Annotated in this window: 27 protein-coding genes; 13 read left to right on the top strand and 14 right to left on the bottom strand. The window is 71.1% G+C overall.

Translation table 11 applies throughout. The annotated features are described in order from the left end of the window. The coding region (locus tag ABT158_RS26195) for a hypothetical protein (RefSeq protein ID WP_352357628.1) at nucleotides 1–242 on the top strand (242 nt) is incomplete at its 5' end. Between the two features lie 965 nt (nucleotides 243–1,207). On the opposite strand, the gene ABT158_RS26190 is transcribed toward ABT158_RS26195, so the two are convergent. From ABT158_RS26190 to ABT158_RS26175, 4 genes are all read right to left on the bottom strand, one after another. After that, nucleotides 1,208–1,768, bottom strand: coding sequence for a DoxX family protein (locus tag ABT158_RS26190; protein ID WP_352357626.1), 561 nt, complete (start codon nucleotides 1,766–1,768; stop codon nucleotides 1,208–1,210). A gap of 277 nt (nucleotides 1,769–2,045) precedes the next feature. Further along, nucleotides 2,046–2,414, bottom strand: a complete 369-nt coding sequence (locus ABT158_RS26185; protein ID WP_352357624.1) for a VOC family protein — start codon at nucleotides 2,412–2,414, stop codon at nucleotides 2,046–2,048. Nucleotides 2,415–2,416: 2 nt separating this feature from the next. Beyond that, nucleotides 2,417–2,794 (bottom strand): VOC family protein, encoded by a 378-nt coding sequence (locus tag ABT158_RS26180; RefSeq protein ID WP_352357622.1) that lies wholly within the window; start codon nucleotides 2,792–2,794, stop codon nucleotides 2,417–2,419. A gap of 134 nt (nucleotides 2,795–2,928) precedes the next feature. Further along, on the bottom strand, nucleotides 2,929–4,008 hold the full coding sequence (locus tag ABT158_RS26175) for a S1 family peptidase (protein WP_352357620.1): 1,080 nt from the start codon (nucleotides 4,006–4,008) through the stop codon (nucleotides 2,929–2,931). 185 nt (nucleotides 4,009–4,193) lie between these two features. Here ABT158_RS26175 and ABT158_RS26170 point away from each other — a divergent pair, with 185 nt between their 5' ends. Continuing rightward, entirely contained in the window at nucleotides 4,194–4,712 is a 519-nt protein-coding gene (locus ABT158_RS26170; RefSeq protein WP_352357618.1) for a hypothetical protein, read from the top strand. On the opposite strand, the gene ABT158_RS26165 is transcribed toward ABT158_RS26170, so the two are convergent. Both ABT158_RS26165 and ABT158_RS26160 read right to left on the bottom strand, forming a co-directional pair. Further along, nucleotides 4,669–5,829 (bottom strand): MFS transporter, encoded by a 1,161-nt coding sequence (locus tag ABT158_RS26165; RefSeq protein ID WP_352357616.1) that lies wholly within the window; start codon nucleotides 5,827–5,829, stop codon nucleotides 4,669–4,671. The two genes, ABT158_RS26170 and ABT158_RS26165, sit on opposite strands and share 44 nt — an antisense overlap. A gap of 161 nt (nucleotides 5,830–5,990) precedes the next feature. Then, nucleotides 5,991–6,329 (bottom strand): winged helix-turn-helix transcriptional regulator, encoded by a 339-nt coding sequence (locus ABT158_RS26160; protein ID WP_352357614.1) that lies wholly within the window; start codon nucleotides 6,327–6,329, stop codon nucleotides 5,991–5,993. 79 nt (nucleotides 6,330–6,408) lie between these two features. Between ABT158_RS26160 and ABT158_RS26155 the strand changes: the two genes are divergently transcribed. After that, a complete protein-coding gene (locus ABT158_RS26155) occupies nucleotides 6,409–6,987 on the top strand; it encodes an NADPH-dependent FMN reductase (protein WP_352357612.1) in 579 nt (192 codons plus the stop codon). A 15-nt stretch (nucleotides 6,988–7,002) separates the two neighbouring features. Then, nucleotides 7,003–8,283 (top strand): TIGR04013 family B12-binding domain/radical SAM domain-containing protein, encoded by a 1,281-nt coding sequence (locus ABT158_RS26150; protein WP_352357610.1) that lies wholly within the window; start codon nucleotides 7,003–7,005, stop codon nucleotides 8,281–8,283. Between the two features lie 27 nt (nucleotides 8,284–8,310). Here ABT158_RS26150 and ABT158_RS26145 read toward each other — a convergent pair whose 3' ends face one another. Together ABT158_RS26145 and ABT158_RS26140 are read right to left on the bottom strand one after the other, a co-directional pair. After that, nucleotides 8,311–8,541, bottom strand: coding sequence for a hypothetical protein (locus tag ABT158_RS26145; RefSeq protein WP_352318077.1), 231 nt, complete (start codon nucleotides 8,539–8,541; stop codon nucleotides 8,311–8,313). Between the two features lie 44 nt (nucleotides 8,542–8,585). Next, nucleotides 8,586–9,095, bottom strand: a complete 510-nt coding sequence (locus ABT158_RS26140) for a VOC family protein (RefSeq protein ID WP_352357608.1) — start codon at nucleotides 9,093–9,095, stop codon at nucleotides 8,586–8,588. Nucleotides 9,096–9,159: 64 nt separating this feature from the next. Between ABT158_RS26140 and ABT158_RS26135 the strand changes: the two genes are divergently transcribed. The 7 genes from ABT158_RS26135 to ABT158_RS26105 all read left to right on the top strand — a co-directional run bounded on the left by ABT158_RS26135 (nucleotide 9,160) and on the right by ABT158_RS26105 (nucleotide 15,945). Then, the gene (locus ABT158_RS26135) at nucleotides 9,160–9,609 is read left to right on the top strand and encodes a MarR family winged helix-turn-helix transcriptional regulator (protein WP_352357606.1); all 450 of its coding nucleotides are present in this window, start codon (nucleotides 9,160–9,162) and stop codon (nucleotides 9,607–9,609) included. 60 nt (nucleotides 9,610–9,669) lie between these two features. After that, complete coding sequence (locus ABT158_RS26130; protein WP_352318071.1) at nucleotides 9,670–9,858, top strand: hypothetical protein; 189 nt, start codon at nucleotides 9,670–9,672, stop codon at nucleotides 9,856–9,858. Between the two features lie 85 nt (nucleotides 9,859–9,943). Then, the gene (locus tag ABT158_RS26125; RefSeq protein WP_352357603.1) at nucleotides 9,944–11,434 is read left to right on the top strand and encodes a xylulokinase; all 1,491 of its coding nucleotides are present in this window, start codon (nucleotides 9,944–9,946) and stop codon (nucleotides 11,432–11,434) included. A gap of 157 nt (nucleotides 11,435–11,591) precedes the next feature. After that, nucleotides 11,592–12,422 carry a hypothetical protein gene (locus ABT158_RS26120; protein WP_352357601.1) on the top strand — a complete coding sequence of 277 codons (831 nt, stop codon included), beginning with the start codon at nucleotides 11,592–11,594 and terminating at the stop codon, nucleotides 12,420–12,422. Nucleotides 12,423–12,600: 178 nt separating this feature from the next. Further along, on the top strand, nucleotides 12,601–13,284 hold the full coding sequence (locus ABT158_RS26115) for a DUF998 domain-containing protein (RefSeq protein WP_352357599.1): 684 nt from the start codon (nucleotides 12,601–12,603) through the stop codon (nucleotides 13,282–13,284). A gap of 55 nt (nucleotides 13,285–13,339) precedes the next feature. Then, nucleotides 13,340–15,574: a sensor histidine kinase gene (locus ABT158_RS26110; RefSeq protein WP_352357597.1), complete on the top strand. Its 2,235-nt coding sequence runs from the start codon at nucleotides 13,340–13,342 to the stop codon at nucleotides 15,572–15,574. Further along, nucleotides 15,571–15,945 (top strand): DUF742 domain-containing protein, encoded by a 375-nt coding sequence (locus ABT158_RS26105; protein ID WP_352357595.1) that lies wholly within the window; start codon nucleotides 15,571–15,573, stop codon nucleotides 15,943–15,945. The genes ABT158_RS26110 and ABT158_RS26105 overlap by 4 nt, the downstream gene beginning before the upstream one ends. Before the next feature lie 47 nt (nucleotides 15,946–15,992). Here ABT158_RS26105 and ABT158_RS26100 read toward each other — a convergent pair whose 3' ends face one another. From ABT158_RS26100 to ABT158_RS26075, 6 genes are all read right to left on the bottom strand, one after another. Next, a complete protein-coding gene (locus ABT158_RS26100) occupies nucleotides 15,993–16,565 on the bottom strand; it encodes a GTP-binding protein (protein ID WP_352318064.1) in 573 nt (190 codons plus the stop codon). Then, complete coding sequence (locus tag ABT158_RS26095) at nucleotides 16,546–16,908, bottom strand: DUF742 domain-containing protein (RefSeq protein WP_352357593.1); 363 nt, start codon at nucleotides 16,906–16,908, stop codon at nucleotides 16,546–16,548. Before ABT158_RS26095 ends, ABT158_RS26100 begins: the two co-directional genes overlap by 20 nt. Continuing rightward, nucleotides 16,905–17,312 carry a roadblock/LC7 domain-containing protein gene (locus tag ABT158_RS26090; RefSeq protein WP_352318060.1) on the bottom strand — a complete coding sequence of 136 codons (408 nt, stop codon included), beginning with the start codon at nucleotides 17,310–17,312 and terminating at the stop codon, nucleotides 16,905–16,907. Before ABT158_RS26090 ends, ABT158_RS26095 begins: the two co-directional genes overlap by 4 nt. Further along, on the bottom strand, nucleotides 17,309–19,426 hold the full coding sequence (locus ABT158_RS26085; protein ID WP_352357591.1) for a sensor histidine kinase: 2,118 nt from the start codon (nucleotides 19,424–19,426) through the stop codon (nucleotides 17,309–17,311). Before ABT158_RS26085 ends, ABT158_RS26090 begins: the two co-directional genes overlap by 4 nt. A gap of 164 nt (nucleotides 19,427–19,590) precedes the next feature. Beyond that, nucleotides 19,591–20,448 carry a PrsW family intramembrane metalloprotease gene (locus ABT158_RS26080; protein ID WP_352357589.1) on the bottom strand — a complete coding sequence of 286 codons (858 nt, stop codon included), beginning with the start codon at nucleotides 20,446–20,448 and terminating at the stop codon, nucleotides 19,591–19,593. Next, nucleotides 20,445–21,833, bottom strand: coding sequence for a hypothetical protein (locus tag ABT158_RS26075; RefSeq protein WP_352357587.1), 1,389 nt, complete (start codon nucleotides 21,831–21,833; stop codon nucleotides 20,445–20,447). The genes ABT158_RS26080 and ABT158_RS26075 overlap by 4 nt, the downstream gene beginning before the upstream one ends. Nucleotides 21,834–22,039: 206 nt before the next feature. Here ABT158_RS26075 and ABT158_RS26070 point away from each other — a divergent pair, with 206 nt between their 5' ends. Beyond that, nucleotides 22,040–22,240 carry an NfeD C-terminal domain-containing protein gene (locus ABT158_RS26070; protein ID WP_352357585.1) on the top strand — a complete coding sequence of 67 codons (201 nt, stop codon included), beginning with the start codon at nucleotides 22,040–22,042 and terminating at the stop codon, nucleotides 22,238–22,240. A gap of 11 nt (nucleotides 22,241–22,251) precedes the next feature. Continuing rightward, a complete protein-coding gene (locus ABT158_RS26065; RefSeq protein WP_352357583.1) occupies nucleotides 22,252–23,811 on the top strand; it encodes an SPFH domain-containing protein in 1,560 nt (519 codons plus the stop codon). Nucleotides 23,812–23,871 lie beyond the last annotated feature (60 nt).

The raw sequence follows: 23,871 nt of genomic DNA, 5'->3' as shown, positions 1-23,871 counted from the left end.
TCGGGCGGGTAGTTCTTCATCACCATCAGGGACATCTCTTCCCCTGGACCTCAAGATCCAGTCTCCGAGGTGTCCACGTTCAAGGGGGAAGGCCCTGGATCGGCGCAGCCGTGTTGCCGCTCGGCGTGCTGGATCTGCAACCACGCCTTGATCTCGCCAGTGGCAAGATTGACGTACGACCAGCGGAGGCCGAGCGGCTCGATGGCCTCGATCGTGGCGGGCACATCTACGGGGCGAGCTGACCGGAAACTTCCTACTGTGGGGCGGCGGGTTTTCCGACTCCGGAACACTTCTCGCGAGTGCCAGGCTTCAGATGCTGGCTCGTTGGCTTGCCAGGGGTCGACGGAACGCTCATCCCGCATTTGGGGCATACTCCAGCCACTTAGTTGCCTCCTGATCGCACCTATCCAGCTCTGCTGGAGAAGTTCCAGCAACAACGCCTAAAATCGCCAAAGACGCTCGAGATCCCTCCTAAATTCGATGTACCCGAGGTGTCGCTCAAACCACGAAGCCATCACGAGCCGATATAAGTCCAGATCGTGGGCCGCCGTGCAGTTGAGCTGTCGGCGGAGGCCAGCCGATGCACAGCTTTCCCGGAGCCGGGTGCAGGTCCTTCGAACCACGCCGGATTGCCTGGTGGATGGGCGGTTGATAGGTACGCACACGGCTGCGTTACTTCATCGTCGCGGTGACGGCTCCAAATCGGAGTGCCCGAGCAACACCCGTGCGTGTCATGGTGGACCCCTCGGGCACGAGGGCATCGGTGGACGGCGCGGCGATCGACGATCCCTCCGGCGTCGGACGGGCGGGTGTCCGGTTGCCGGAGATGGGGGCCTGCGGCATGCCCACCGTTTCAGCCCGGAAGGGGCTGGCGTCGTTATGGATGTCAGGAGCCCTAGTGGCCCTCGGAGCCATGCTGTCGCTGCCGACCAAGACTCCTTGAGCAGCCATCTCCATGAGTCGAGCAGCGGGGCCATCCCACGGAGGCCGACGCAGTCGGGGATACGGCTCGTGCTGTTGGCAGGAAGGCTCGCTGAGCCCAGCGCGGAGAGGCAAGGCGATTAGTCTGCTCTCGAAGTGGCAGTGCGGGTCTTCTGATCACGTCCAAGGTGGCGGTGGCGAGGTAAGGAAGTGTTGGGCACGGCCCGGGCGTCGGCGGTGCAGTGTGGTGATTCGCGCCCAGGGCGCTGACGTATCGGCGCGGTGATCAGAACTGGACGTTGGTCATCGTGTACCAGGTCGGGGCGAACGTCAGCAGGGTCAGGGCGGCCAGGACGGCGAGGGCGCCGAGTACGCGCCGGGTGGTGAGGGGCGCAGAGGCGATGGGGCGCTGCTTCCATCGTCCGGCCGTGAGGAAGGCCGCGACGCCGCCCAGGAGGAGGTTGGCGGGAACCAGTTCGTACTCGCCGCGCAGGATGTGGAAACCGGCCGCGAGGATCATCGTCAGCGTCAGGCCGGCGGCGGCGAGCGGCGTCAGCATCGGCTTGACCTTGGTCATCGCCGGCAGGATCAGGCCGATGCCGCCGAGCACCTCGACGATCCCGATGAAGACGATCAGGGACTGCGGCACCGCCGCGTACCAGGCCACCGCCCGGGGTGCTGTCGCGAACAGGGCGTCGTCGTACAGCAGCACCTTGCCGAAGCCGCTGCCGGCGAAGAAGAAGCCCCAGAGCGCCTGGAGCGACCAGAGTGCGCCGTTGAGGGTGAACCTCATTCTGCGCGTCCTGGGCTGCTGCTCGATGTCCGTGATGCTGACGTGGTGGCTCATGTCCTGTCACTGCCTTTTCTGATCGGATTCGCGGGGAACTCGCCGGCGCTTCGTGCCTTCGGTCAGTACGTGGTGCGTGCTGGCGGGGCTCATCCGAACACGGAGGCGAGGTCGTGCGCATCGTCCGTGGGACAGGGTGGGACATGGGGGAGGCGGTCTACCTGCGGAAACGTGAGTTTTGCCGTGACCGCGGGATGGGACGGTCCGGGGTGGGGCGGGCGCCGCAGGGCGGGGAAGGTGTTCCTGCGGCGCCGAACCGCGGCCCGGCTTGCGGGCGTCAGTCCTGGAGGACCGAGAGGACGTTTCCTGCCGGGTCGGTGAACCAGGCGATCAGGGGGCCGCCGCCGCGGAAGATGCCCTTCTCGTCGGTCTTCAGCTGTTCGTAGCGCTGGAAGTGCACGCCGCGGGCCGCCAGGGCGTCGACGGCCTGCTCGATGTCCTCGACCGGGAAGTTGAGGATGGTGAACGTTGCGGGGACGTGGTCGGGTTTGGGGTAGACCAGGATGTCGGTGCCGCCGGCGATGTGCAGGGTGAGCAGGCCGTTCGACTCCGACACCGCCAGCCCCAGGGTGTCGCCGTAGAACGCCTTCGCGGCGGCCAGATCGTTGACGGAGAATCCGCTGAACGCCTTCGTCTTGCCGAACATCGTCACATCGCCTTCCGGTGTTCCTCGCTGAGCTGGATGATCTGGACGTAGTTGCCGTCGGGGTCGATCGCCGTGGCGAACAGGCTGCCCTCGCGGTCTTCGAGCTCGGCCAGCCAGGACACGCCCGCCTCCTCCATCCGGGCGACGATCGCGCGCGCGTCGGGGACGTCGAAGTTGAGTATCACCCGTCCGGGCTCTGGATTCTTGTCCGCCACGTCGGCGCGGGTGTCGATGATCAGGTGGAAGTCGCCGAACGTCAGCACGCCGTAATGGGTGACGTCGGTGTCGGACTCGGGGTCTAGCACGGTGGCGTACCAGGCGCGTAGTCGGGCCGGGTCGGTGCTCGCCAGGAGCAGGCTGTTCAGGTTGGGGCGCGTCATCGGTGCCTTCCGGTGGTCGGTGCGGCGGAGGGGATCCGCTTTCGGGAGGGCAGACTCGGCCGGGCGCGGGAACTCATCGGTGGCGCGCGAACGGATTTTCGCGAAGGCGCCGGGTGGCCCTGGAAGAGGGCGGGTCAGGCGGTGCGGAGGGTCAGGCCGTACGCGCTGAGGATCTCGTTGACGGGCTGGAAGTACGTCGTGCCGCCCGTGCCGCAGTTGCCGGAGCCGCCCACGGTCACGCCCTGGGCCTGGCCGCCTGAGATGAACGGTCCGCCGGAGTCGCCGGGTTCGGCGCACACGTTGGTGCGGGTCAGGCCGTACACGGTGCCCTGGGCGTAGGTGACGGTGGCGTTGTGCTGCTGGACGGTGCCGCAGTGCCAGCCGCTGGTCGGGCCCCCGCGGCAGACGGACGCCCCCACCGTCGCCTGGACGGAGCCGCGTACGGTCACCAGCGTCCCGCCGGGACCGCGGACGTACGGCTGCGCGGTGTACCCGGGGGTGGCGACCCACGCGTAGTCGTTGCCCGGGAAGGACGAGCCCTGGAAGGTGCCGGCCGGTGACTTGACCAGGTCGCCGGTGTGCCCGCAGTGTCCCGCGGTGACGAAGCCCGGAACGCTGCCCTTGGTGACCGCGAAGCCGATCGTGCAGCGCGTCGAGCCGACGTAGAAGGGGTCGCCGCCGATGATGTCGGCGTACGTGCGGGGCAGCTCGTCGGACGGCGCCACCACGACGGCCGCACTGCGCGCCGCCGCCACCAGGGCCGCGGCCGGTGAGGATCCGGAGGGGACCTGGAGGACGACCCGGTTCGCGCGGACGTCGGCGTACCAGAGGGCGGGGCCCGTCCGGACGCGGCGGGCGGCCTGGTCCAGGCGGCGCACGACGGCGTCCAGCTCCGGCAGCGAGTGCCGCACGACGACGGGGCGCGCCCCCCGGGCCGAGATCGCGGCGGTCCGATCGGGGTCGGTGGTGGCGACGACGAGGGCGGAGGCGTCCTCGGTCAGCCACGATCCGCCGTAGGAGTCGCCCAGCGAGGTGGCCAGTTCGGCCTCCAGGGCGGCGGCATGCCGCTCGTTCGCCAGCCGGGTGACCACTGCCGGCTCCGAGAGGCCGAGGTCGCGGGAGAGCGCCTCGATCACGGGGTCGGACGCCGCCTGGGCGGGGGTGGCCAGGCAGGCGGTCACGAGGGTGACGCCTGCCACTGCACAGCGAAACATGCCGCCGCTCCTCGATGGGGGGTTCTGTCACGGTAACGGCTGACAGACAAATGAGGAGATACCAAATATTTCCTATTAAGGCGATATGCCCGGCTTTCCGGCCACCGGCCGCAAATGGAGATTTTTCGACCTAAAGTTGTAACTGGTGGTATGTCGGTATCGTATTGGGCCTGGAGGTGTTCCCTATGGGTAATGGTGTTCGTCATTTCGCCGGGGCCGCGGTGGGGGTCGCCGCGATCCCGTTGATCGCGGCCGGTCTCCTGTACGGACCCCGCGCGACCACGTCCGTCCCCGACTGGACGGCGACGGCGGCGCTGGCGGGGACCGCGGTCCTCGTCGCAATCCTGGCCGGTTCCCGGATTTCCCCGGTCGCCTCGCTGCTGCCCGGCCTGGCTTTCACGGCCCTGGCCGGGGCGACGGTCGTGCGGGCCGCCACGGGAGGCGACCGGAGAATGGGATTCGACCTGGTTCCCGCCGATTATCTGGACGCGTACGCGGCATTGCTGAATACCTGGTCGTTGGTGGTCGGCGGCATTCTGCTGACCGCTTCGCTGTTCCCGTCCCGCTGGCGGGCGCGCCGGGGCGGGACGCCGACTCCGGAGAAGGAGGGGGAGGAGCCGCCGCCGCTGCCCAAGCGCGTCCCGTTCGCGTCGAAGAGGATCACATCGGCGCGACCCGCTCCCGGGCCAGCCACAGGGCGATGACCACGTACGGCAGGACCAGGAGGGCGAACGTCGTGCCGTGGGACAGGAACGGCGATCCCGCGCCGTAGGCTGTGTAGACGGCCAGGGTGACCACGTTCGTGCCGAGCCCGGCCACCGACGTCACGGTGGCCCGCTGATCGCCCGAGACGCGTTCCTGCAGCCGCGTGTCGGCCACCACGCCGGCCATCTGGAACGCCCCGAAGGCGCCGGCGACCAGCACGAACCCGGCCGGATGCGGAACCAGCGCGCCCGCCGCCATGGCCAGCGCGGCCAGCCCGAGGACCAGCGCGAACGACCGCTCGCTCAGGCGGCGGGCGGGCCCCGCCAGCAGGCCGCCCGCCGCCGCCCCGACCCAGACGGCCAGGACGAGCAGCGGGACGGCCGTCCTGGGCGCGCCGGTCGCGGCGGCCAGGAACGGCACGTACTCCTCCAGAGCGCCCCAGATCGCCGTCACGACGGAGATCAGGACGATCGCTTCGAGCACGTTCCGATCGGTACGGGCCTCGGCCACACCGGCCCGCAGAACCGCGAGATACCGCCCACCCGAATCAGTGGACGACTCGACGGCACCGGGACGCCGCTCGGGCAGGGTCAGCGCGGTGGCGGCGCACAACAGGCAGGCCGCCACGCTGGCCACCCCCACCGCCGGATATCCGCCGACCGCGAAGACGGGCGTGGCGAGGGCGATCGCCGACGCGGCGGCGGCGATGCCGATCGAATGGGCCCGGCCCATGACGGCGGCGTACCGGCCCTGGAGGCCCCGGCGTTCGAGCTCCTCGTACGCGAGCGCCTCGAAGGCGCCCGAGACGAGCGCGCCCTCGGCCCCCCACAACACGAAGCCCAGCGCGAAGGCCCAGTAGGACGGGAACAGCACCCACAGCGCGAAGCCGGCGCCGGCCAGCAGCGGGCCCAGGAACAACAACAGTCTGCGGGACACCGCGTCGGCCCAGGCGCCGGAGGGGATCTCCAGCACCATGCCGGTCACGGACCAGATGACGAACAGCGAGGACGTCTCGGCCACCGAGAGCCCGGAATCGGTGAACAACAGCGTGTACACCGGGTAGAGCAGGACGAACTCGCCGAGGAACGTGTAGAGGTAAAGCTTGGGGACGAACATGCGGCCCTCTCGGAAGGGGCGGACAGGGACTCCGTCTGGTGCTCGGCACCTCGGAGGCCCGCGCGCGCTCCTGCCGCGTCGGCCGCTGGTGGTTCATCAATGTCGCCAGTGCATGCCCGGAGTCTAGCCCCGGCCCGCCTCCCCGCGCTCGCCCGTACGCGCTAGGCGGATCTGGCCGGCTCCTCGGGCCGCGGGATCCACTTGTGCGCCCAGGTGACCAGCTCGTCGAGCACCGGGCGCAGCTCCTGGCCCATCTCCGTCAGGTGGTATTCGACCCGCACCGGCGACGTGGCCAGCACCCGCCGCTCGACGAGCCCGGCCGTCTCCAGCTCGCGCAGCCGGCGGGCCAGCATCGTGTCGTTGATGCCCGGGATGGCCGCCTTGAGATCGGCGTAACGATGGGCGCCCTTGAAGATCATGTGGATCAGGGCTCCCGACCACCGGGCGCCGATCAGTTCGAGGGCGACGTGGAACCGGACGCAGACGGAATGGGGGCTCACGGGGGCGATCCTAACATTTGCTAAGAAATGTTTAGTTACTCAATAATGTTGAGGTATCAACTACCTGAGGAGGAACCCCATGGACAAGCCAGTCCTGCAGATCATCGTCGCCAGCACCCGTCCCGGCCGCGCCGGGCGCGAGGTCGCCGAGTGGTTCAGGAGCCGGGCCGTCGCCGCCGGCCAGTTCGACGTCGAGCTGGTCGACCTCGCCGAGGTGGGCCTGCCGTTCCTCGACGAGCCGAACCACCCCAAGCTCAAGCAGTACGTGAACGCCCACACCAAGGAGTGGAGCGCCACCGTCGACCGGGGCGACGCCTTCGTGTTCGTGACCCCCGAGTACAACCACAGCTTCACGGCCGTGCTGAAGAACGCCCTGGACTACCTGCACCACGAGTGGCAGCACAAGGCGGCGGGGTTCGTCAGCTACGGCGGGATCTCCGGCGGCACCCGGGCGGTGAACGGCCTGCGCCAGGTCGTCAGCACGCTGAAGATGATCCCCGTGGTCGAGGCCGTCAACATCCCCTTCTACCAGCAGTTCATCGCCGAGGACGGCACGGTGGCGCCCAACGACGTCATGATCGCCGCCGCCGACGCCATGCTCGCCGAGCTGGCCAAGCTCACCGGCGCGCTGCGTCCCATGCGGCTGGCCTCCGCCTGAGCTACGCTGCCGGTCGTGGCGCTGGCAGTGGATGTGGTGGTCCGTTACCGCAAGGCCGTGACGTACGGCGTGCACGCGGTGCTCGCCGCCCTGGAGACCTCGGGCGTGCGGCACCGGCAGCTGCTGGGCGTCACCCCGGAGGAGACGGCGGCCCACATCGCGGCGAGCCGGGCCGACCGGGTGCTCGTGCTCTGGTCGTTCTACTCACCCGACGCCGAGGCCATGGCCGCCGAGCTGGCCGCCGTCAGGTCGCTCAGCGAGGGCCGGGGCCTGCACATCGCCGGTGGCGTGCACGCCACCGCCGAGCCGCAGCAGGTCCTCGACGCCGGCTGGGACCTGGCCGCGATCGGCGAGGGCGAGTCCACGATCATCGCCCTCGTCGAGGCGCTGCGGCGGGACGAGCCGCTGACCACCGTGCCGGGCCTCGCGGTCAAGGACGCCGACGGCGTCGCGCTCAGGACGCGCCCGGCCCCGCAGCTCCCGCTCGACGCGTTCCCGTCCTTCCTGGGACGTAAGGGGCCGATCGAGATCACCCGGGGCTGCCGGTACACCTGCCGGTTCTGCCAGACGCCGTTCATGTTCGGCGGGCAGTTCCGCCACCGGTCGGTGGCGAGCGTGCGCGAGCACGTCAAGGGCATGGTCGAGCAGGGGCTGCGGGACGTGCGGTTCATCACGCCGACCTCGCTCTCCTACGGCTCGCCGGGCCCCGACCCCGATCTCGGCGCGGTGGAGGAGCTGCTGGCGGGGGTCAAGGAGGAGCTGCCGCCGCACGGCCGGGTGTTCTTCGGCAGCTTCCCCTCGGAGGTGCGGCCCGAGCACGTCACGCCCGAGGCCATGCGGCTGCTCAAGCGGTACGTCGCCAACGACAACCTGATCATCGGCGCCCAGTCGGGGTCCGACCGGGTGCTGGCCGCCTCGGGCCGGGGGCACGGCACCTCGCCCGTGCGCGACGCCGTCCGGATCGCCGTCGAGCACGGCTTCAGACCGAACGTCGACTTCATCTTCGGCATGCCGGGGGAGTCGGAGGAGGACCAGCACCAGTCGCTCGTGCTGGCCGGCGACCTGGCCGAGCTGGGCGCCCGCATCCACACGCACACGTTCATGCCGCTGCCCGGCACGCCCTGGCGGGACGCCGAGCCCGCGTTCATCCCGCTCGCGACCATGCGGGAGCTCGACCGGCTGGCCCAGCGCGGCGACGCGTACGGCCACTGGCGCCGTCAGGCCGAGCACTCGGCCCGGCTGGCCGAGACGGCCAAGGCCTACCCCCGCCGCACCCGCCGCCGCCGAACCGACTGACGAGGCGCGGCGTGCCGAGCGGCTCGGTCAGTCGTCGTCGGTGAGTCGTTCGAGCGCGCGGTTGATGGAGTCGCCGAGCGGCCGCAGAACCTCGGAGAGCGCCTCGGCCAGCGGTCTGAGGATCTCCGTCGCCTCGTCCAGCAGGTCGGGCGACTTGTGCTCGGGAGGCGCCCAGCGCATGGCGTCCGCGCTCAGCGTCTCCCATTCGTCCACGACGCCGTCGATGGCGTCGAGGACGTGATCCGGATCGTTTGGCATGACCCTCTCCGGAACAAATCGGTCGGATACCTGCCACGGTACCTTCAGGCCGGGATCGACACCCCTACCCCGCCCCGGGTCTGCGCGCCGTACCGCTCCTTGTCGGCGGCCAGGTCGAGCGGGCGGATGGCGGACCGGGCGGCCAGGGTCTCCTCCGTGATCAGTGCGGCGGGCACGAGCCAGGAGACCTCGAACTCCAGCCCGTCGGGGTCCTTGGCGTACAGCGCCTTGGTCGTCCCGTGGTCGGAGGCGCCGACGAGGGAGCCGAGCTCGCTCAGGGTGACCGCGATGCGCTCCAGCTCGTCGAGCGTGTCGACCTCCCACGCCAGGTGGTAGAGCCCGACGGCGGTGCGTCCGGCGGGCGAGGGGCCGGCGCCCGCACCGATCTCGAACAGCCCGAGGTCGTGGTCGTTGCTGGAGCCGGGGGCCTGGAGGAACGCGGCGCCGCGCATGCCCATGACCACCTCGAATCCGAGCGCCTCCCGGTAGAAGGCCACGCTGCGCTCCACGTCACGGACGTAGAGGACCGCGTGATTGAGCCTGTGGACCGGCATGGTCGTCCCCTTTCACCTGTTTCTCCCCGGTCAGAGTACATGAGAGTTCAACTAAAATGAGAGAGTGACCCGATGGCTGGATCCGGACGAGCAGCAGACCTGGCGTGACTTCCTGGCCGCCGGTCAGCTCATCAACGAGGCGCTGGACCGGCAGCTCCAGCGCGAGGCGGGCATGCCGCACACCTACTACATGATCCTGGTGGCGCTGTCGGAGGCGCCGGGCCGGTCGATGCGCATGAGCGAGCTGGCCGCCAGGGCCCAGAGCTCCCAGAGCCGCCTGTCGCACGCCGTCGCCCGCCTGGAGGAGCGCGGCTGGGTGCGCCGTGAGCGCTGCCCGGCCGACGGCAGGGGCAACATCGCCGTCCTGACGGACGAGGGGTTCGCCACGCTGGCCGCCACCGCCCCGGGCCACGTGGAGGAGGTGCGTCGGAGCCTGTTCGACGTCCTCACCCGCGAGCAGGTCCGCGAACTCGGCGCGATCTGCTCGGCCGTGCGGGACACGCTGGAGCGGTAGCGAGCGAACTGTCATGGCCAGGCCGTAGCCTCTCCCGGTAGCCGAACGAGGGGATTGCCGATGCACGACACCGAAGAGGCACTGTTCCGGACGGTCCACGGCATCGCCGGGCTGATGGCGGGCCAGCCCGTGCCCGTCGTCATGGAGGCGTTGCTGCGCCATCTGCCCAAGGCCCCAGGTCTCGAGGTGACGGAGATCCGCAAGATCGCGGAGGAGATCAGCGTCGGCCGCGACCCCTCGGGGCTGTGAATCACCCGAATTGCCCCTGAACGTCGCTCCCGAGCGGGGATACCATCTCAACCATCTCGCGCGGGAGCACGCATAAGGAGTTCGGGTGACGCTGGTCGCTGGGGTTGATTCCTCCACGCAGAGCTGCAAGGTCGTCATTCGCGAGGCCGAGACGGGCGCGCTGGTCAGGCAGGGCCGCGCCGCCCATCCGGCCGGCACCGAGGTCCACCCCTCCCACTGGTGGACCGCGCTGCTGCGGGCCGTCGAGGAGGCCGGCGGCCTCGCCGACGTCGCCGCGGTCAGCGTGGCCGGGCAGCAGCATGGCATGGTCTGCCTCGACGAGGCGGGCGAGGTCGTGCGCGACGCCCTGCTCTGGAACGACACCCGCTCCGCCCGGGCCGCCGCCGACCTGGTGGCGGAGCGGGGCGGGCCGGGGGCCTGGGCCGACGCGGTCGGCTCGGTGCCCGTCGCCGCGTTCACCGTGGCCAAGCTGCGGTGGCTGGCCGAGCACGAGCCGGACAACGCCCGCCGCACGGCGGCGGTCTGCCTGCCGCACGACTGGCTGACCTGGCGGCTGGCGGGCGCGCTCGCCCTGGGCGGCGGCTCCGTCCTGGGCGGCGGCTCCGGTCCGGGCGGCGGCTCCGGTGCTCGGGGCGGCTCCGGTTCGGGCTTCGACCTCGCGGCCTGGCACGACACGCCCCCGCCGCCGCTCGACCTGCTCACCACCGACCGGGGCGACGCCTCGGGCACCGGCTACTGGTCCCCGGCGACCGGCGCCTACCGCACCGACCTGCTCAAGGCCGCCTTCGGCGCCGTCCCGCTGCTGCCCCGGGTGCTGGGGCCCGCCGACCGCGCGGGCGACCCGGCGTCGGCCGGGCCGCTGCTCGCGCCGGGCACCGGCGACAACATGGCGGCCGCACTCGGCGTCGGGGCCGGGCCGGGTGACGTGGTGGTCTCGCTCGGCACGTCCGGGACGGTGTTCGCGGTCGCGGAGACGCCCAGCGCCGACCCCACCGGCGCGGTCGCCGGGTTCGCCGACGCCACCGGGCGTTTCCTGCCGCTGGTGTGCACGCTGAACGCCGCCCGGGTCCTCGACGCCGCCGCCGGGCTGGCCGGGGTCGGCCTCGACGAGCTGAGCGACCTCGCGCTCCGGGCTCCGGCGGGGGCCGGGGGGCTGACGCTGGTGCCGTACCTGGAGGGCGAGCGCACCCCCAACCGGCCCACCGCGACCGGCTCGGTCCTCGGGCTCACGCTGGCCACCTCGACCCCGGCCCACCTGGCCCGCGCGGCCGTCGAGGGCATGCTGTGCGGCCTCGCCGACGCCCTCGACGCGCTCGGCACCCGTCCGGAGCGGGTGCTCCTGATCGGCGGCGCGGCCCGCTCGGAGGCCGTCCGCCGCGTCGCGCCGACCGTCTTCGGCGTGCCGATCGCGGTGCCGCCGCCCGGCGAGTACGTCGCCGACGGCGCCGCCCGCCAGGCCGCCGCCCTCCTCACGACCCCCGACTGGCGGACCGAGGACACCGAGACCTACGACGCCCCGGCCGTCCCGGAGATCCGCGCCCGCTACGCCAGGGCCACGTCCCACGTGCTCGACTGAGGGCTCTTGTTATTGGGCGAAAAAAGCCTCGCGGTGGACAAGTCATTAGAAATCCGATGCGTGTCGGAGTTGCTGGTCGCGGACGTGCGAAGCGATGCTGCGATCAGCGTGATACCTGCAACCACGGGTGTCCTTCCTGCGAGAAACGGAGAGATCCGTGGCCCTCACTCTCAATGCGGTGACCATTGACGCCGACGACAATGTCAACGGCGTGTTCCGGTACGACGGCTCCGGCACTTCCTGGACCAAGATCAGAGGACCGGTCACTGTCAATGGGCCTTTCGGCGGCGGCTGGGGAACCCTCGTCGAGGGCACCGGCGACGAGACGGGCACCGCATTCGGCTACAGCGGCACCCCTTTCGACTGGTTCTCCGTCGGCGAGGTCGGCGGGACCTACGCCGTCTCCGACGACACCCTCTTCAAGACGCCTCGGGACGGCAGCCGGATACTCCAGTTCGACGGCTTCGACGGCGACACGCCGCTGTGGAGCAAGGTCGGCGACTCCGGCTTCCTGCAGGTGGCGGGGTTCAGCGTCGTAGCTCAGATGCCCGACTTCCAGGGTGACACCTTCCTCTACAGCGGCAACCCGAACGACTGGGAACGCATCGGCCCCAAGGGCGGCGCATATGCGATCGCGGATGCGGTCTACCGGACGGACCCTCTAGGCAACACGGTGTTCAGATACACCGGCTCCGGAACCGCCTGGGACAATCTCGGCGCCCCTCCCCGCGGTGTCCTCCGAATCTTCGCCGGAGGTTTCGGGCTGTTCGCCACCGCCGCCGACTTCAGTGGCGTTTATCAATTCCAGGACGCGGCCGGAAACTGGCAGCGCATCGGGGAGCACAGCGCGTCCTGCGCGGTCACGGACGACACCGTTTTCCGAGTGGCTCGGGACATGAGCGTATTTCAATACGATGGATTCGATGATTCCTGGACGCCCGTCGGCCGTCCCGACCGAGTGTTCTCCCTCTTCGTCGCCTCCGACTGAGGGACGTCCACCCCGGGGGCCGGGGAGGGGGACTCAGGGGTCGACTCAGGGACGGGTCGGGGGTGCCACCGGATGTGGCGGCACGCCTGTGGGCGCGAGAGTTGGGCACATGACCGCAGTGCCGAACAGCAGAGTGAGAGTCGCGAGAGCGCCCTGGAGCGTGAACCTGAGGGCCCTCATGACCCCGACGAGGCTCTACCCTCTGATCGCCTGTGCGTCGATCGTGTTCTCGGTGGTCGCGATCCTGGTCGGCCACTTCGGGCCCGACCCCTATCTCGACCCCATGAACGTGACCATCAGCGAGTACGCCGTGACCGACCGCGGGGGCGTCACGGAGGTCGCGATGGCGGTGCTCGGGCTCGGGTCGCTCGCGCTGCTGACCGCGCTGCGCAGGATCGGGGCGCCGGTCCGGGGGCTGCCGGAGAAGCTGCTCATGGTGTGGGCGGCGGCGCTGGTCGTGGTGGCGGTCATCCCGACCGTCCCGCTCGGTCTCGATCTCGATCTCGCGGCCCAGATCCACCGGTACGTGTCGATCGCGGCGTTCGTGAGCCTGCCGGCCGCCGGGGCGCTGCTGGTGCCCAGGCTGACCGCGGACGTTCACTGGAAGCCCGTCGCGCGGGCCGTGGAGTGGGTGGCGCTGGCGGGCGGGTTCGGGCTGCTGGCGATCACGTACGTGGCCCTGCCGGGGGAGCGGGTCATGATCGGCCTGGTCGAGCGGCTGCTGCTGGGCGCCGAGGTGTCGTTGCTCGGCCTGCTGGCGGCGTGGGCGCTGTGGCTGACGTGGTCGCCGGCCCGCGCCCCGAAGCACCCAGTAGACGCAAATTTCCCGACATATCACAGATTTATCGCTAGTCGATCTTAATCTCCTCTGTTTCGGTGCTATTCTCTCCGCGATCTTCTATGCGGGAGCAGGTGTCATGGCATCGGGCAGATCCATCCGATTCAAGATCTCGACGCTGCTCGTCATCCCCTTGATCTCCCTGATCGCGCTCTGGGGCTTCGCCGCGAGCACGACCACGGGTGAGGCGCTGAACCTCTTCAAGGTCGACGCCATCTGGTCGGGAGTGATCAACAACGCCGACGGCGTGATCTCCAGCCTCCAGGTCGAACGCCTGGCCTCCGCCGAACGCCTCGCCGGTACGGCGACCGAGCAGGGCGCCCTGACCAAGGCCCGCGCCAAGGTGGACGCCGCCAGGAAGACCCTGCGCGAGCAGGCCCTGTCGGAGGACGCCCAGTCGGCGATGACCGACGACATGAAGAAGCAGTTCCAGGTCGTCCTGGACACCGTCGACCGGCTGCCGGAGGTCAGGCGCAAGGTCGACGAGCGCAGGATCACCCCCGGCAACCTGGTCACCGAGTACGCCAAGGTCTCCGACGAGGTCCACCTGCTGTACTCCAGGCTGACCGTCAGCACCGACCTCCAACTGTCCCTCCAGGCCCACGGCCTGATCGCGGCCGACGAGGTGCGCGAGCTGCTCAGCCGCGAGAACGCCCTGGTCGTCGCCTCCAACGGCCGTCCCTCGATGCACGACGTGCACCTGCTGGCCGGCATCGACGGCACCCGCACGTTCCTGTTCCCGAAGGCGCTGGCCAACCTCGACACCGAGCTGCGGGCGCCGTTCGAGAAGCTGTTCTACTCCTCCAGGTACATCACCATGGAGAGCCTCCTGCGGAGCTTCGTCGCCGGCCAGCCGGCCGACATGGACCTCTGGCGGGGCATCGCCGACCAAGTGCTCAAGGAGTACAGCGAGGCCGTCTGGGACACCGGGGACAAGCTGCTGGGCCGGATGCAGCCGGCCGGCGTGGTCATCGTGGTCAGGGCCGCGATCGCGGGCGCGCTGGGGCTCATCGCGGTGGCCTTCTCGATCTTCATCTCCGTCCGGGTGGGCCGCAGGATCACCAGGGAGCTGGCCACCCTCCGCCGTACGGCGCTGGACCTGGCCGAGGTCAGGCTGCCCGACGTGGTGACGAAGCTGCGTACCGGCGAGCGGGTGGACATCGAGGCCGAGGCGCCGCCCATCAAGGTCGGCGACAACGCCACCAGCGAGGTCGCCGACCTCGCCGCCGCCTTCGACAGCGTGCAGAGCACCGCCGTGGACGCCGCCGTCGAGCAGGCCAGGCTGCGCGAGGGCGTGTCCGAGGCGCTGCGCAACCTGGCCAGGCGCAGCCAGTCGCTGCTCCAGCGTCAGCTCAGGATGCTGGACGAGATGCAGCACCAGACCGAGGACCCCGAGGCCCTGGAGCGCCTGTTCCGGCTCGACCACCTGACCACCCGCATGCGCCGCCACGCCGAGGGCCTGGTGCTGCTCTCGGGCGGCACGGCGGGCCGCAGGTGGCGCGGCGTCATCCCGGTCGAGGACGTGCTGAGCGGCGCCGCCGCCCAGGTCGAGGAGTACACCCGGGTCCGGGTCTACCCGATGCCCGAGTGCGGCGTGTCCGGCTCGGCCGTGGCCGACCTCATGCACCTGTTCGCCGAGCTGATCGAGAACGCGACGTCGTTCTCGGCGCCCGCCAACGAGGTCTCGGTGCGCGGCGAGATGGTCGGCAGGGGCTTCGCGGTCGAGATCGAGGACCGCGGCCTCGGCATGGACGAGGAGACCCGCAGGTCCATCAACGACCGGCTGGCCAGCCCGCCCGAGTTCGACCCCGCGCAGACCGAGCGGCTGGGGTTCGCGGTGGTCGGCATGCTGGCCGCCCGGCACGGCATCAAGGTGACGCTGAAGCTGTCCCCGTACGGCGGCACGACCGCCATCGTGCTCGTGCCGGGATCGCTGGTCGAGCCCATGGCGACGCCGGTGCGGCCGATGGAGTTCGAGCCCGTGTCCGTCTCCGTCCTCCGGTCCGAGCGGCCGGTCGACGCGGGGGAGGCGACCGGGCCGGGCGAGCTGCCGCGCCGGGTGCGCACGAGCAAGCGTGCGGGGCCCGCGCCGGGCGAGGGGCAGGACCTGCCCCGCCGCGACCGGCAGACGGGCCTGCCGCAGCGGCAGCGGCTCAGGCAGGCGCCCCTGGCCGCGCCGACGCCACCGGCGCCCGTGGCGCCCGTGGCCGACGAGCGTTCTCCTGAGGAGACCAGGGCGCTGCTCTCCTCACTCCAGTCCGGATGGCAGCGGGGGCGGCAGGAAAGCGACCAGGATGGGGGTTCCCGAGCGTGAGCGGCGAGCACGAGTGGGTTGACGAGGAGGCCGGGCCCGTCGTCCGGCCGTACGCCGTGGCGCGGGGGCGCACCAGGCCCTCGTCCCCGGCCCTCGATCTGCTGGCGACCGTCGTCTCGACGGGACGGCCCACGCCGGCCAAGGCCGAGCTGAGCGGCCAGCACCGGCGGCTGATGAGCTGCCTGTCCGGCCACTCCAGGCCCGTCGCCGAGGTCGCCTCGGAGCTCGGGCTGCCCGTGGGCGTGATCCGGGTGCTGCTCGGCGACCTGCTGGAGTACGACCTGATCGACGTGCGCCCGCCGCGCGACAAGACCGCCAACCCGACGGAGAGCCTGCTCCGCGAGGTGATCAACGGGCTGCGCGCGCTCTAGCCCGGCGGCGGGCCGCGCCCGCCCGGGTTCGCGGCGGGCCGCGCGTCCTAGTTGGCGGCGGTGAGCGTCCGCAGGGAGTGCTCGACCAGGGTGATCATCACTTCCTTGGCCGAGGCCCTGCGCCGCACGTCGCACAGCATCACGGGGACGTCGTCGTCGAGGTCGAGCGCGATGCGCACGTCGTCCACGCTGTGCTGGGACGCGCCGTCGAAACAGTTGACGGCCACCACGAACGGCGTGCCGCGCTGCTCGAAGTAGTCCACCGACGGGAAGCAGTCGGTCAGCCGCCGCGTGTCGGCGATCACGACCGCGCCCAGCGCGCCGTAGGACAGCTCGTCCCACATGAACCAGAACCGTTCCTGGCCGGGGGTGCCGAACAGGTAGACGACCAGTCCGTCGCGGATCGTGATGCGGCCGAAGTCCATCGCCACGGTGGTGGTCGTCTTGGCCTCCACGCCGTCGAGGTCGTCGACCCCGATCCCGCGGTCGGAGAGCACCTCTTCCGTGCGCAGCGGCTTGATCTCGCTGATCGACCCGACCAGGGTGGTCTTGCCGACGCCGAACCCGCCCGCGATGAGGATCTTCAGCGCGACGGGGTCCTCAGAGAGCACGGAGTCCATTGATCACTTCCTTGAGAATGCGCTCATTCGAACGCGACCCCGTTGCCGAGGGCGACGTCACCGAGATGAGGCCGTGGTCACGCATGTCGCCGAGCAGCACCCGGACGACGCCTACGGGCAGGTCGAGCTCGACGGCCAGGTCGGCCACCGAGATCGGGCTCCGCGCCGCCCGCAGGATGAGCTGCTGTTCCGGCCCGAGGTCGTCCGCCTGGTCGGCGAGCGCGCGCACGGACGCGACGAGGTCGAAGGCGTCTCCCGACGAGCGCGTCCGGCCTCGGATGAGGGCGAAGGGCCGGACGACGGGCCCGGCCTCCTCGTCGTACCAGCGGGGGGCGTCGGTCATGCCGTTCCCGCGCGCGGGTTGGTGGTGATGTGCTGGCCCACCCGCTTGACCAGCATCGCCATCTCGTACGCGATGTGCCCGACGTCGACGTTCGCCTCGGCGATCACGGCCAGGCAGGTGCCCTGGCCGGCCGCGGTGACGAACAGGAACGCGCTCTCCATCTCCACGATGGTCTGGCGCACGTCGCCGCCGCCGAAATGGCGCCCGGTGCCGCGGGCCAGGCTCTGGAAGCCCGCGGCCACGGCCGACAGGTGCTCGGCGTCCTCGCGGGTCAATCCCTTGGAGTACCCGACGGCCAGGCCGTCGGTGGAAAGGATGACCGCCTGGCGGACGGCGGCGACCCTGCCTGCCAGGTCGTCGAGCAGCCAGTTCAGCTCACCGGTGTTGGTGGTTTGCGCAGTCATGCGTCCCCCTTGCTCATGGGCTCCTCCTCGGAGGCTTCTTCTCGGGCACGTTGGGTTCCCCGCTGGAACGCGGAGAACAGATCGCGTACCTCGTCGGGAGAGCGTTCGGCCTGCGGCTCCGGCTCCGGCGGTTCTTCCTTGAGCTGCGGCGCCAGGTTCGCCTGGCGCACGCGCCTGGGCAGTCCGGCGTGGGTGCCCGAGGTGACCACCGCGAGGGCCTTCTTCGTCCGGCTCGGCAGCTCCGCCGGCGCCGGCCGGCCGTCGTCGTCGCCGGTGGTCAGCGCGGCCTGGTCGGCGACCAGCGAGCGCGGCACGAGCACGATGGCCGCGGTGCCGCCGTAGGGCGAGCGGCGGAGCTGGACCTTGACGCCGTGGCGTTCGGCCAGCCTGGCCACCACGAACAGGCCCAGCCGGTCGCTGTCGGCCAGGTCGAACTCGGGCGGCGCGGACAGCAGCTTGTTGATCGCGGCGTACTCGACGGCCGACAGGCCGAGCCCCTTGTCCTCGATCTCGATGGCGTAGCCGTTGCTGACCACGTCGCCGCGGATCTGGACCACGGTGTCCGGCGGTGAATAGATGGTGGCGTTCTCGACCAGTTCGGCCACGAGGTGCGTGAGGTCGGCCGCGGAGCCGCCGTCGAACGCGCTGACCGGCATGGCCTCGACGTTGACCCTCGTGTAGTCCTCGACCTCGGCGACCGCGGCCCGGACGATGTCGATCACCGGCACCGGCCTGCGCCAGGCCCGCGCCGGGGGCGCGCCCGACAGGATCATCAGGCTCTCGGCGTGCCGCCGCATGCGGGTGGTCAGGTGGTCGAGGCGGAAGAGCTCCTCCAGCCGGTCGGGGTCGTGCGTGCGGCGCTGCATGCCGTCGAGCAGCCCGAGCTGCCGGTGCAGCAGGCCCTGCTTGCGCCTGGCGAGGTTGAGGAAGACCTGTCCGACCCCGCGGCGCAGCGCGGCCTGCCCGACGGCCGCCGTCACCGCCGTGCGCTGCACGGACGCGAAGGCCCGGCCCACGTCGGTGATCTCCGCCGATCCGCTCACCCTGATGGCCCTGGCCTCCTTCCGCACGTCAACGTCCTCGCCCTTGCGCAGCCTGTCCACGACGTCGGGCAGGCGCACCTCCGCCAGCTCGATCGCGGCGGTGCGCAGCCCGTACAGCTCGCCCGCCAGGCGGCGACCGAAGCGTACAGAGATGATGATCGACGCGAGCACGGCTATCAACCCGAGGCCGCCCGCGACGGCGATCTCGACGACCGTGCCGGTCGCGGCCCGCGAGGTCCGGCCGGCCAGCGCCTCGGCCGCGGCGGCGCTGTCGCGGTCCAGTTCGGTGGTGAGCCGGTCCACCGCGCTCTTCCACGCCTCGGCGTCGGCGGGCGGCGCCCCGGTCTTGACGACCCTGGACTCCAGCGCGGAGAAGGTCAGGAACGGCTGGGACGCGAACACCTGCTCGAACGGCCTGCGCAGCGGCACGTCGAGCCCGGCCAGCCCGCGGGCGTGCAGGAACTTCCTGGAGGCCGCGTACTCGGTGAAGGCGGCCCGCTCGGGCTCGGTCAGCCGCTTGTCCACCAGCGCGCCGACGATGAGGGCGTGCTCCCTGGCGATGTACTCCCGGGCGCTGCCCATGGCGTGCAGGGAGGTGGCCTGCTGGAAGACGGTCAGGTCGGAGACGGAGATCAGGTGGTCGTAGAGCGCGAAGACGGCGTCGAGCACCTGGTTGTAGGCGTCCACGCCGGCCAGGCGGGAGCTGATGCCGCCGTCGATGTCGGCGCGGATGGAGCCGAGCCGGTCGAGGTGGGCGGTCAGGGCGTCGAGCGGCATCCGCAGGTCGTCGTCGACCGCGTCGCCCGCCTCGGTGACGGCGTGCTCGAAGTCGGCCGCCGCCTTGTCCGTACGGGCCCGCTGCGCGCCCAGGACCTCGGTGAGTTCACGGGTGGTGAGCGCCTCGGCGGAGCGCACCCGTTCGGACTGGAGCTGAACGCCCAGGTCGGTGGAGGTGACGCCGAGTGTTTCGTAGAGCGTGTCGGCCCGGAGGAGTGACTGTGCGTCGCCCATGGTCAGGTTGAGGACGAAACCCCACAGCGCGCTGAGAGACAGGAGGGGTAGCAGCAGCAATAAAAAGATCTTGAACCGAATTGACCGGTTTCGCGAGCCCATGTCCCAACCTCGAGTCGGGGGCATTTCCACACCTTGTGTAAATACACCTCCGGAAGATCGCACAGGAGACTAGCATCGTTTATGGTTCCGGCGCAGTGGGAGGAACAGGATGATTACCGTGATTATTGGGGCATGATCTCGGTCTCCCGGCTGGCCGCGCGCAGCACCCGCCAGAGCCACCCCAGCGCGACCAGCGAGATCACGATGAGCCCGGCCCAGTTCACCAGCGTGTACAGGTGCACCTGCCCTTCGGTCACGTTCGGCACCCGGCCGATCCGCAGCAGCTCGAACTGCCACGGCCGCCCGGTCAGCACCAGAGTGATGGCGATGGCGATGGCGCTCATCGAGTCCCACAGCGCGTGCAGCAGCGAGACGCCGAGGTAGCACCACACGACGTGCCCGGTGAGGCGTCCGTGGGCGGCGAACAGCACGCCGCCGAGTATCGCGGTCCACAGGCCGTGGCCCACCGGTGCCAGGAGGCCCCGCAGGATCTCGGTCTCGACGAGCTGCGCCAGCGACAGGCCGTCGGCGGTGAACAGGGCGTTGAAGGCGTAGCCGGAGCTCTCGAAGGCGGCGAAGCCGAAGCCGACCGTCGCGCCGAGCACCACGCCGTCCCTGGACGAGCGCCGGACCGCGTGCCGGGTGACGTACATCAGCGCGGCCAGCTTCACGCCCTCCTCGATCAGGCCGACCAGCGCGTACATGAGGAACGAGGGCCGGATCAGCCAGCTCTCCAGCAGCGACGCGCCGAGCACCCCGAGCACGCCGCCGACCACGAACGCCCGGAACTGCAGCTCCACCGTGACCACCGGCGAGCGGTCGCGCCCGTGCGCCCACACCACGAACGTCACCGGGATCAGGAAGCTGCCGAACAGCACGACGGTCGGCACCAGGTTGGAGTTCGCCGTCCAGGCCGTGACGGCGACCGTGGCCAGCCACAGGACCAGCCCGCCGAGGAAGACCCGCAGCCAGGGCCTCATGCGGTGAGCTCGCGCACGGCCCGGTGCGCGGCCACCACGGCCGCGTCGCCGCCGGCCGCCGGTTCGGTGTCCGACCCGGCGATGGCGATGCGGCCGAACCTCCTGCGGGCGACGTCGGCGGGGAAGGGGCCGTCGGGGTAGAAGGGGTGCCAGGGCCGGCAGTACGCCACCGGCAGCCCGTGCCCCCAGCGGTGGACGGTGACCGCCTCGACGCCGGCCCGGGGGCCCAGCAGCCGGGCCACCTGGTCGCGCACGCCGTCCGCCAGCCGGTCGTACGGCGTCGCCATCATCTCCCGCCGGCCCGCCGCCGCCCCCGCCACGGGCCCGAGCTCCGACCGGCACGGCGTGGCCAGCAGGCGCAGCCCCTCGGGCGCGGGCTCGCTCAGGCACCAGAACGCGCCCGTCCAGCGGGTGCGCCCGATCCGCGCCCGGCCCCCGCGCAGCCGGACGGTGGCCTCCAGGACCGGCAGCCGGGCCGCCTGGCCCAACGCCCGCCGCTGCTGCTCGGGCAGGTCGGGCACCAGGCGCGGCACATCCGCGCTCCAGCAGGCCATGATCACCGACTCCGCGCCGACGGTCCTGACCCGATGCCCGTCGAAGTACGCGACCACCACGGACGCGTCCCCGTGCCGGACCGAGACCACCGGGCTGGACGGCCGCAGCACCGCCCGCGCGGCCCCGGGCGGCCCTGTCGTCGCGGGCCCGGCCGCCGAGGCGTACCGCGAGGGCTTGTCGAGCCCCAGGCCGCCGAACCCCGGGTAGCCGGCGGCCCAGGCGTCCACCGCCCCGAGCGCCCGGCCGTCGTAGGCGCGTTCGGCGCACGGCAGCGTCCGGCAGAACCGTTCCGCGTCGGGATGCGCGCCGCAGACCTCCAGCAGGAACCGGGAGTAGGTCAGCCCGGCCAGGCGCTCCTGCTTGTCCTCCTGCGACAGCCCGGGGAACCAGTCAGGCGGGTCGTCGCGCAGCATGCGCAGGTCGTCGACGGCCCGCGCGGCGAGCGGCAGCTCCGCCGGCCGGCCGGCCGGGACCAGCGTGTCGGCGCCGAAGCTCTCCCTGTCGCACATCACGTGCACGGCCGGGCCCGCGCCGAACCCCGCCGGGCCGCCGTGCTCGCCGGGGTCGCGGTTGTCCAGCACGAGCACGCGGGCCCTCGGCTCCCGGCGCAGCCACTCCGCCGCCGCGCTGAGACCGCTGCGACCGCCGCCCACCACCACGAGGTCGTAGCTCTCGCCGGTGGGCTCGGGCGGGCCCGCGTGCCGCCAGAAGCGGCCGTCGCGCAGCGCGTGCGGCACGGCGACCGCCTGCGCGGTGTCCCCGCGCAGCCCGCCGGCCGGTTCCGCGGCATTGACAGCGGCCTTCGCCGCCGTGCAGCCCAGAGCGCTCACCGCAATCCCGTCGAACAAGTCACGGCGGGAAATGGGCACATCCATCCCGAGGTCGCGAGGATTCCTGCTCATGAGGGCGATCATCAGCACTTCGGCCAAATGCCTCACAGGGGCGCGCAGCGGTTCGAGAAACATTTTGCGTGGCCTATTACCGCGAATGCCCGTTTGGAGTAGCGTCCGGAACGGAAGCGAGCGGGGGGAGCGCGGTGGTCGGCAAGCAGGGCAGGGTCACCGGAAAGATCGGCCCAGGGCTCGTCGGCGAGGTCATGATCCCGGTCAGGGGCGGGGTGGAGGCCTTCTACGCCCACCCCAGCGTGCCCGACGAGGAGTTCGGCCTGGCAACCATCGTGGTCGTGGTGGACTACTTCCCCCCGCGGACGGTTTACGTGGCCAGAGCACTCGTCTAGGGAAGGGCCGGATGTCCCCCGAGGTCTTCATCGTCGCCGGAGCCGCGGTCGTCGCGGTCGTCATCGTGATTCTGCTGTTCAAGGCCGTCTGGCGGGTCGCCGAGCCCAACGAGGCGCTGATCATCTCCGGTCTGGGGGCGCGCCGCCGGGGCGAGGGCGTCGACAGCCTGGGCTTCAAGATCATCACAGGTAAGGGCACGGCCGTGCTGCCCGGCTTCCAGGCCGCCCGGCGGCTGCGCCTGGACACCAGGGCGGCCAATCTCCAGGTCTCCTGCGTCACCCAGCAGGGCATCCCCGTGCACATCCGCGGCGTGGTCATCTACAAGGTCGGCGACGACCTGGCCTCGATCGCCAACGCCGCCCGCCGCTTCCTCGACCAGCAGGACTTCATGACCAGCGCGATCCACGAGCTGTTCACCGGGCACCTGCGCTCGATCATCGGCAACCTCACCATCGAGGACCTGATACTCAACCGCGAGCGCCTGACCAGCGAGACCAGGGCCTCGGCGGCCGACGAGATGAGCAAGCTCGGGCTGATCGTCGACTCGCTGCAGATCCAGGAGATCGACGACGAGACCGGCTACATCGCCAACCTCGGCAAGCCGCACGCCGCCAGGGTCGCCGCCGTCGCCCGCATCGCCCAGGCCCAGCGCGACCAGGAGGCCACCGAGGCCGAGCAGATCGCCGCCGCCAACAAGGCCGCCGCCCAGCGCGACGCGCAGCTCAAGCGGGCCGCCTACCAGGCCGAGATCGACCGGGCGCAGGCCACGACCCGGCAGGCGGGGCCGCTGTCGGAGGCCACCGCCCGGCAGGAGGTCGTCGTTCAGGAGACCAGGGCGGCCGAGCTGGAGGCCCAGCTCGCCGAGCAGCGGCTCCAGTCGCAGGTGCGCAAGCCCGCCGACGCCAAGGCGTACGAGACCGTCACGCTCGCGCAGGCCGACCGGGACGCCCGGATCGCCCAGGCCCAGGCCGAGGCCCAGGAGACCGAGCTGCGCGCCGGGGCCCAGGCGAGCCAGGTCAAGCTGGCCGCCGCCGCCGAGGCCGAGTCCGTACGGCTGCGCGGCGAGGCGGCCGGCGCGGCCACCAAGATCGCGGGTGAGGCGGAGGCCCAGGCCGCCCAGGCGCGCGGGCTGGCCGAGGCGCAGGCGGCCAGGGCGCTGGGCCTGGCCGAGGCCGAGGCGATCAGGGCGCGGGCCGAGGCGCTGAAGGAGAACCAGGAGGCGGTCATCGCCCAGCAGCTCGCCGAGCGCTGGCCGGAGGTCGTCGAGGCGGGCGCGAAGGCGTTCGGGAACGTGGACCACATGGTGGTGCTGAACGGCGCCCAGGGCGTGGAGGAGCTGCTGGCCAAGGCGCTCACGCTCGGCGGCACCGGGATCGGCCTGGCCAGGGCGCTGCTCAACGGCGGAAGCCGGAACGGCGCCGAACCCGAAGCCCCCCGCGACCCCAGAACCTCTCGCGAGCCTGAAGCCCCGCGCGGGCCCAGAACCTCTCGCGAGCCTGAAGTCCCGCGCGGGCCCAAAACCTCTCGCGAGCCTGAAATCCCTCGCGAACCCGCCGAATTCCGTGAATAGCGACGTTACTCGGCTCCTTACTCGGCCCTTCCTCTAGCGTTTTCGAAAAAGCCGCTAGAG

Origin of the sequence: Nonomuraea sp. NPDC001636 (assembly GCF_040298265.1) — a bacterium.
Classification (GTDB): Bacteria; Actinomycetota; Actinomycetes; order Streptosporangiales; family Streptosporangiaceae; genus Nonomuraea.
Note: the sequence above shows the minus strand (reverse complement) of the source record. Positions and strands in the feature narration are given on the sequence as shown.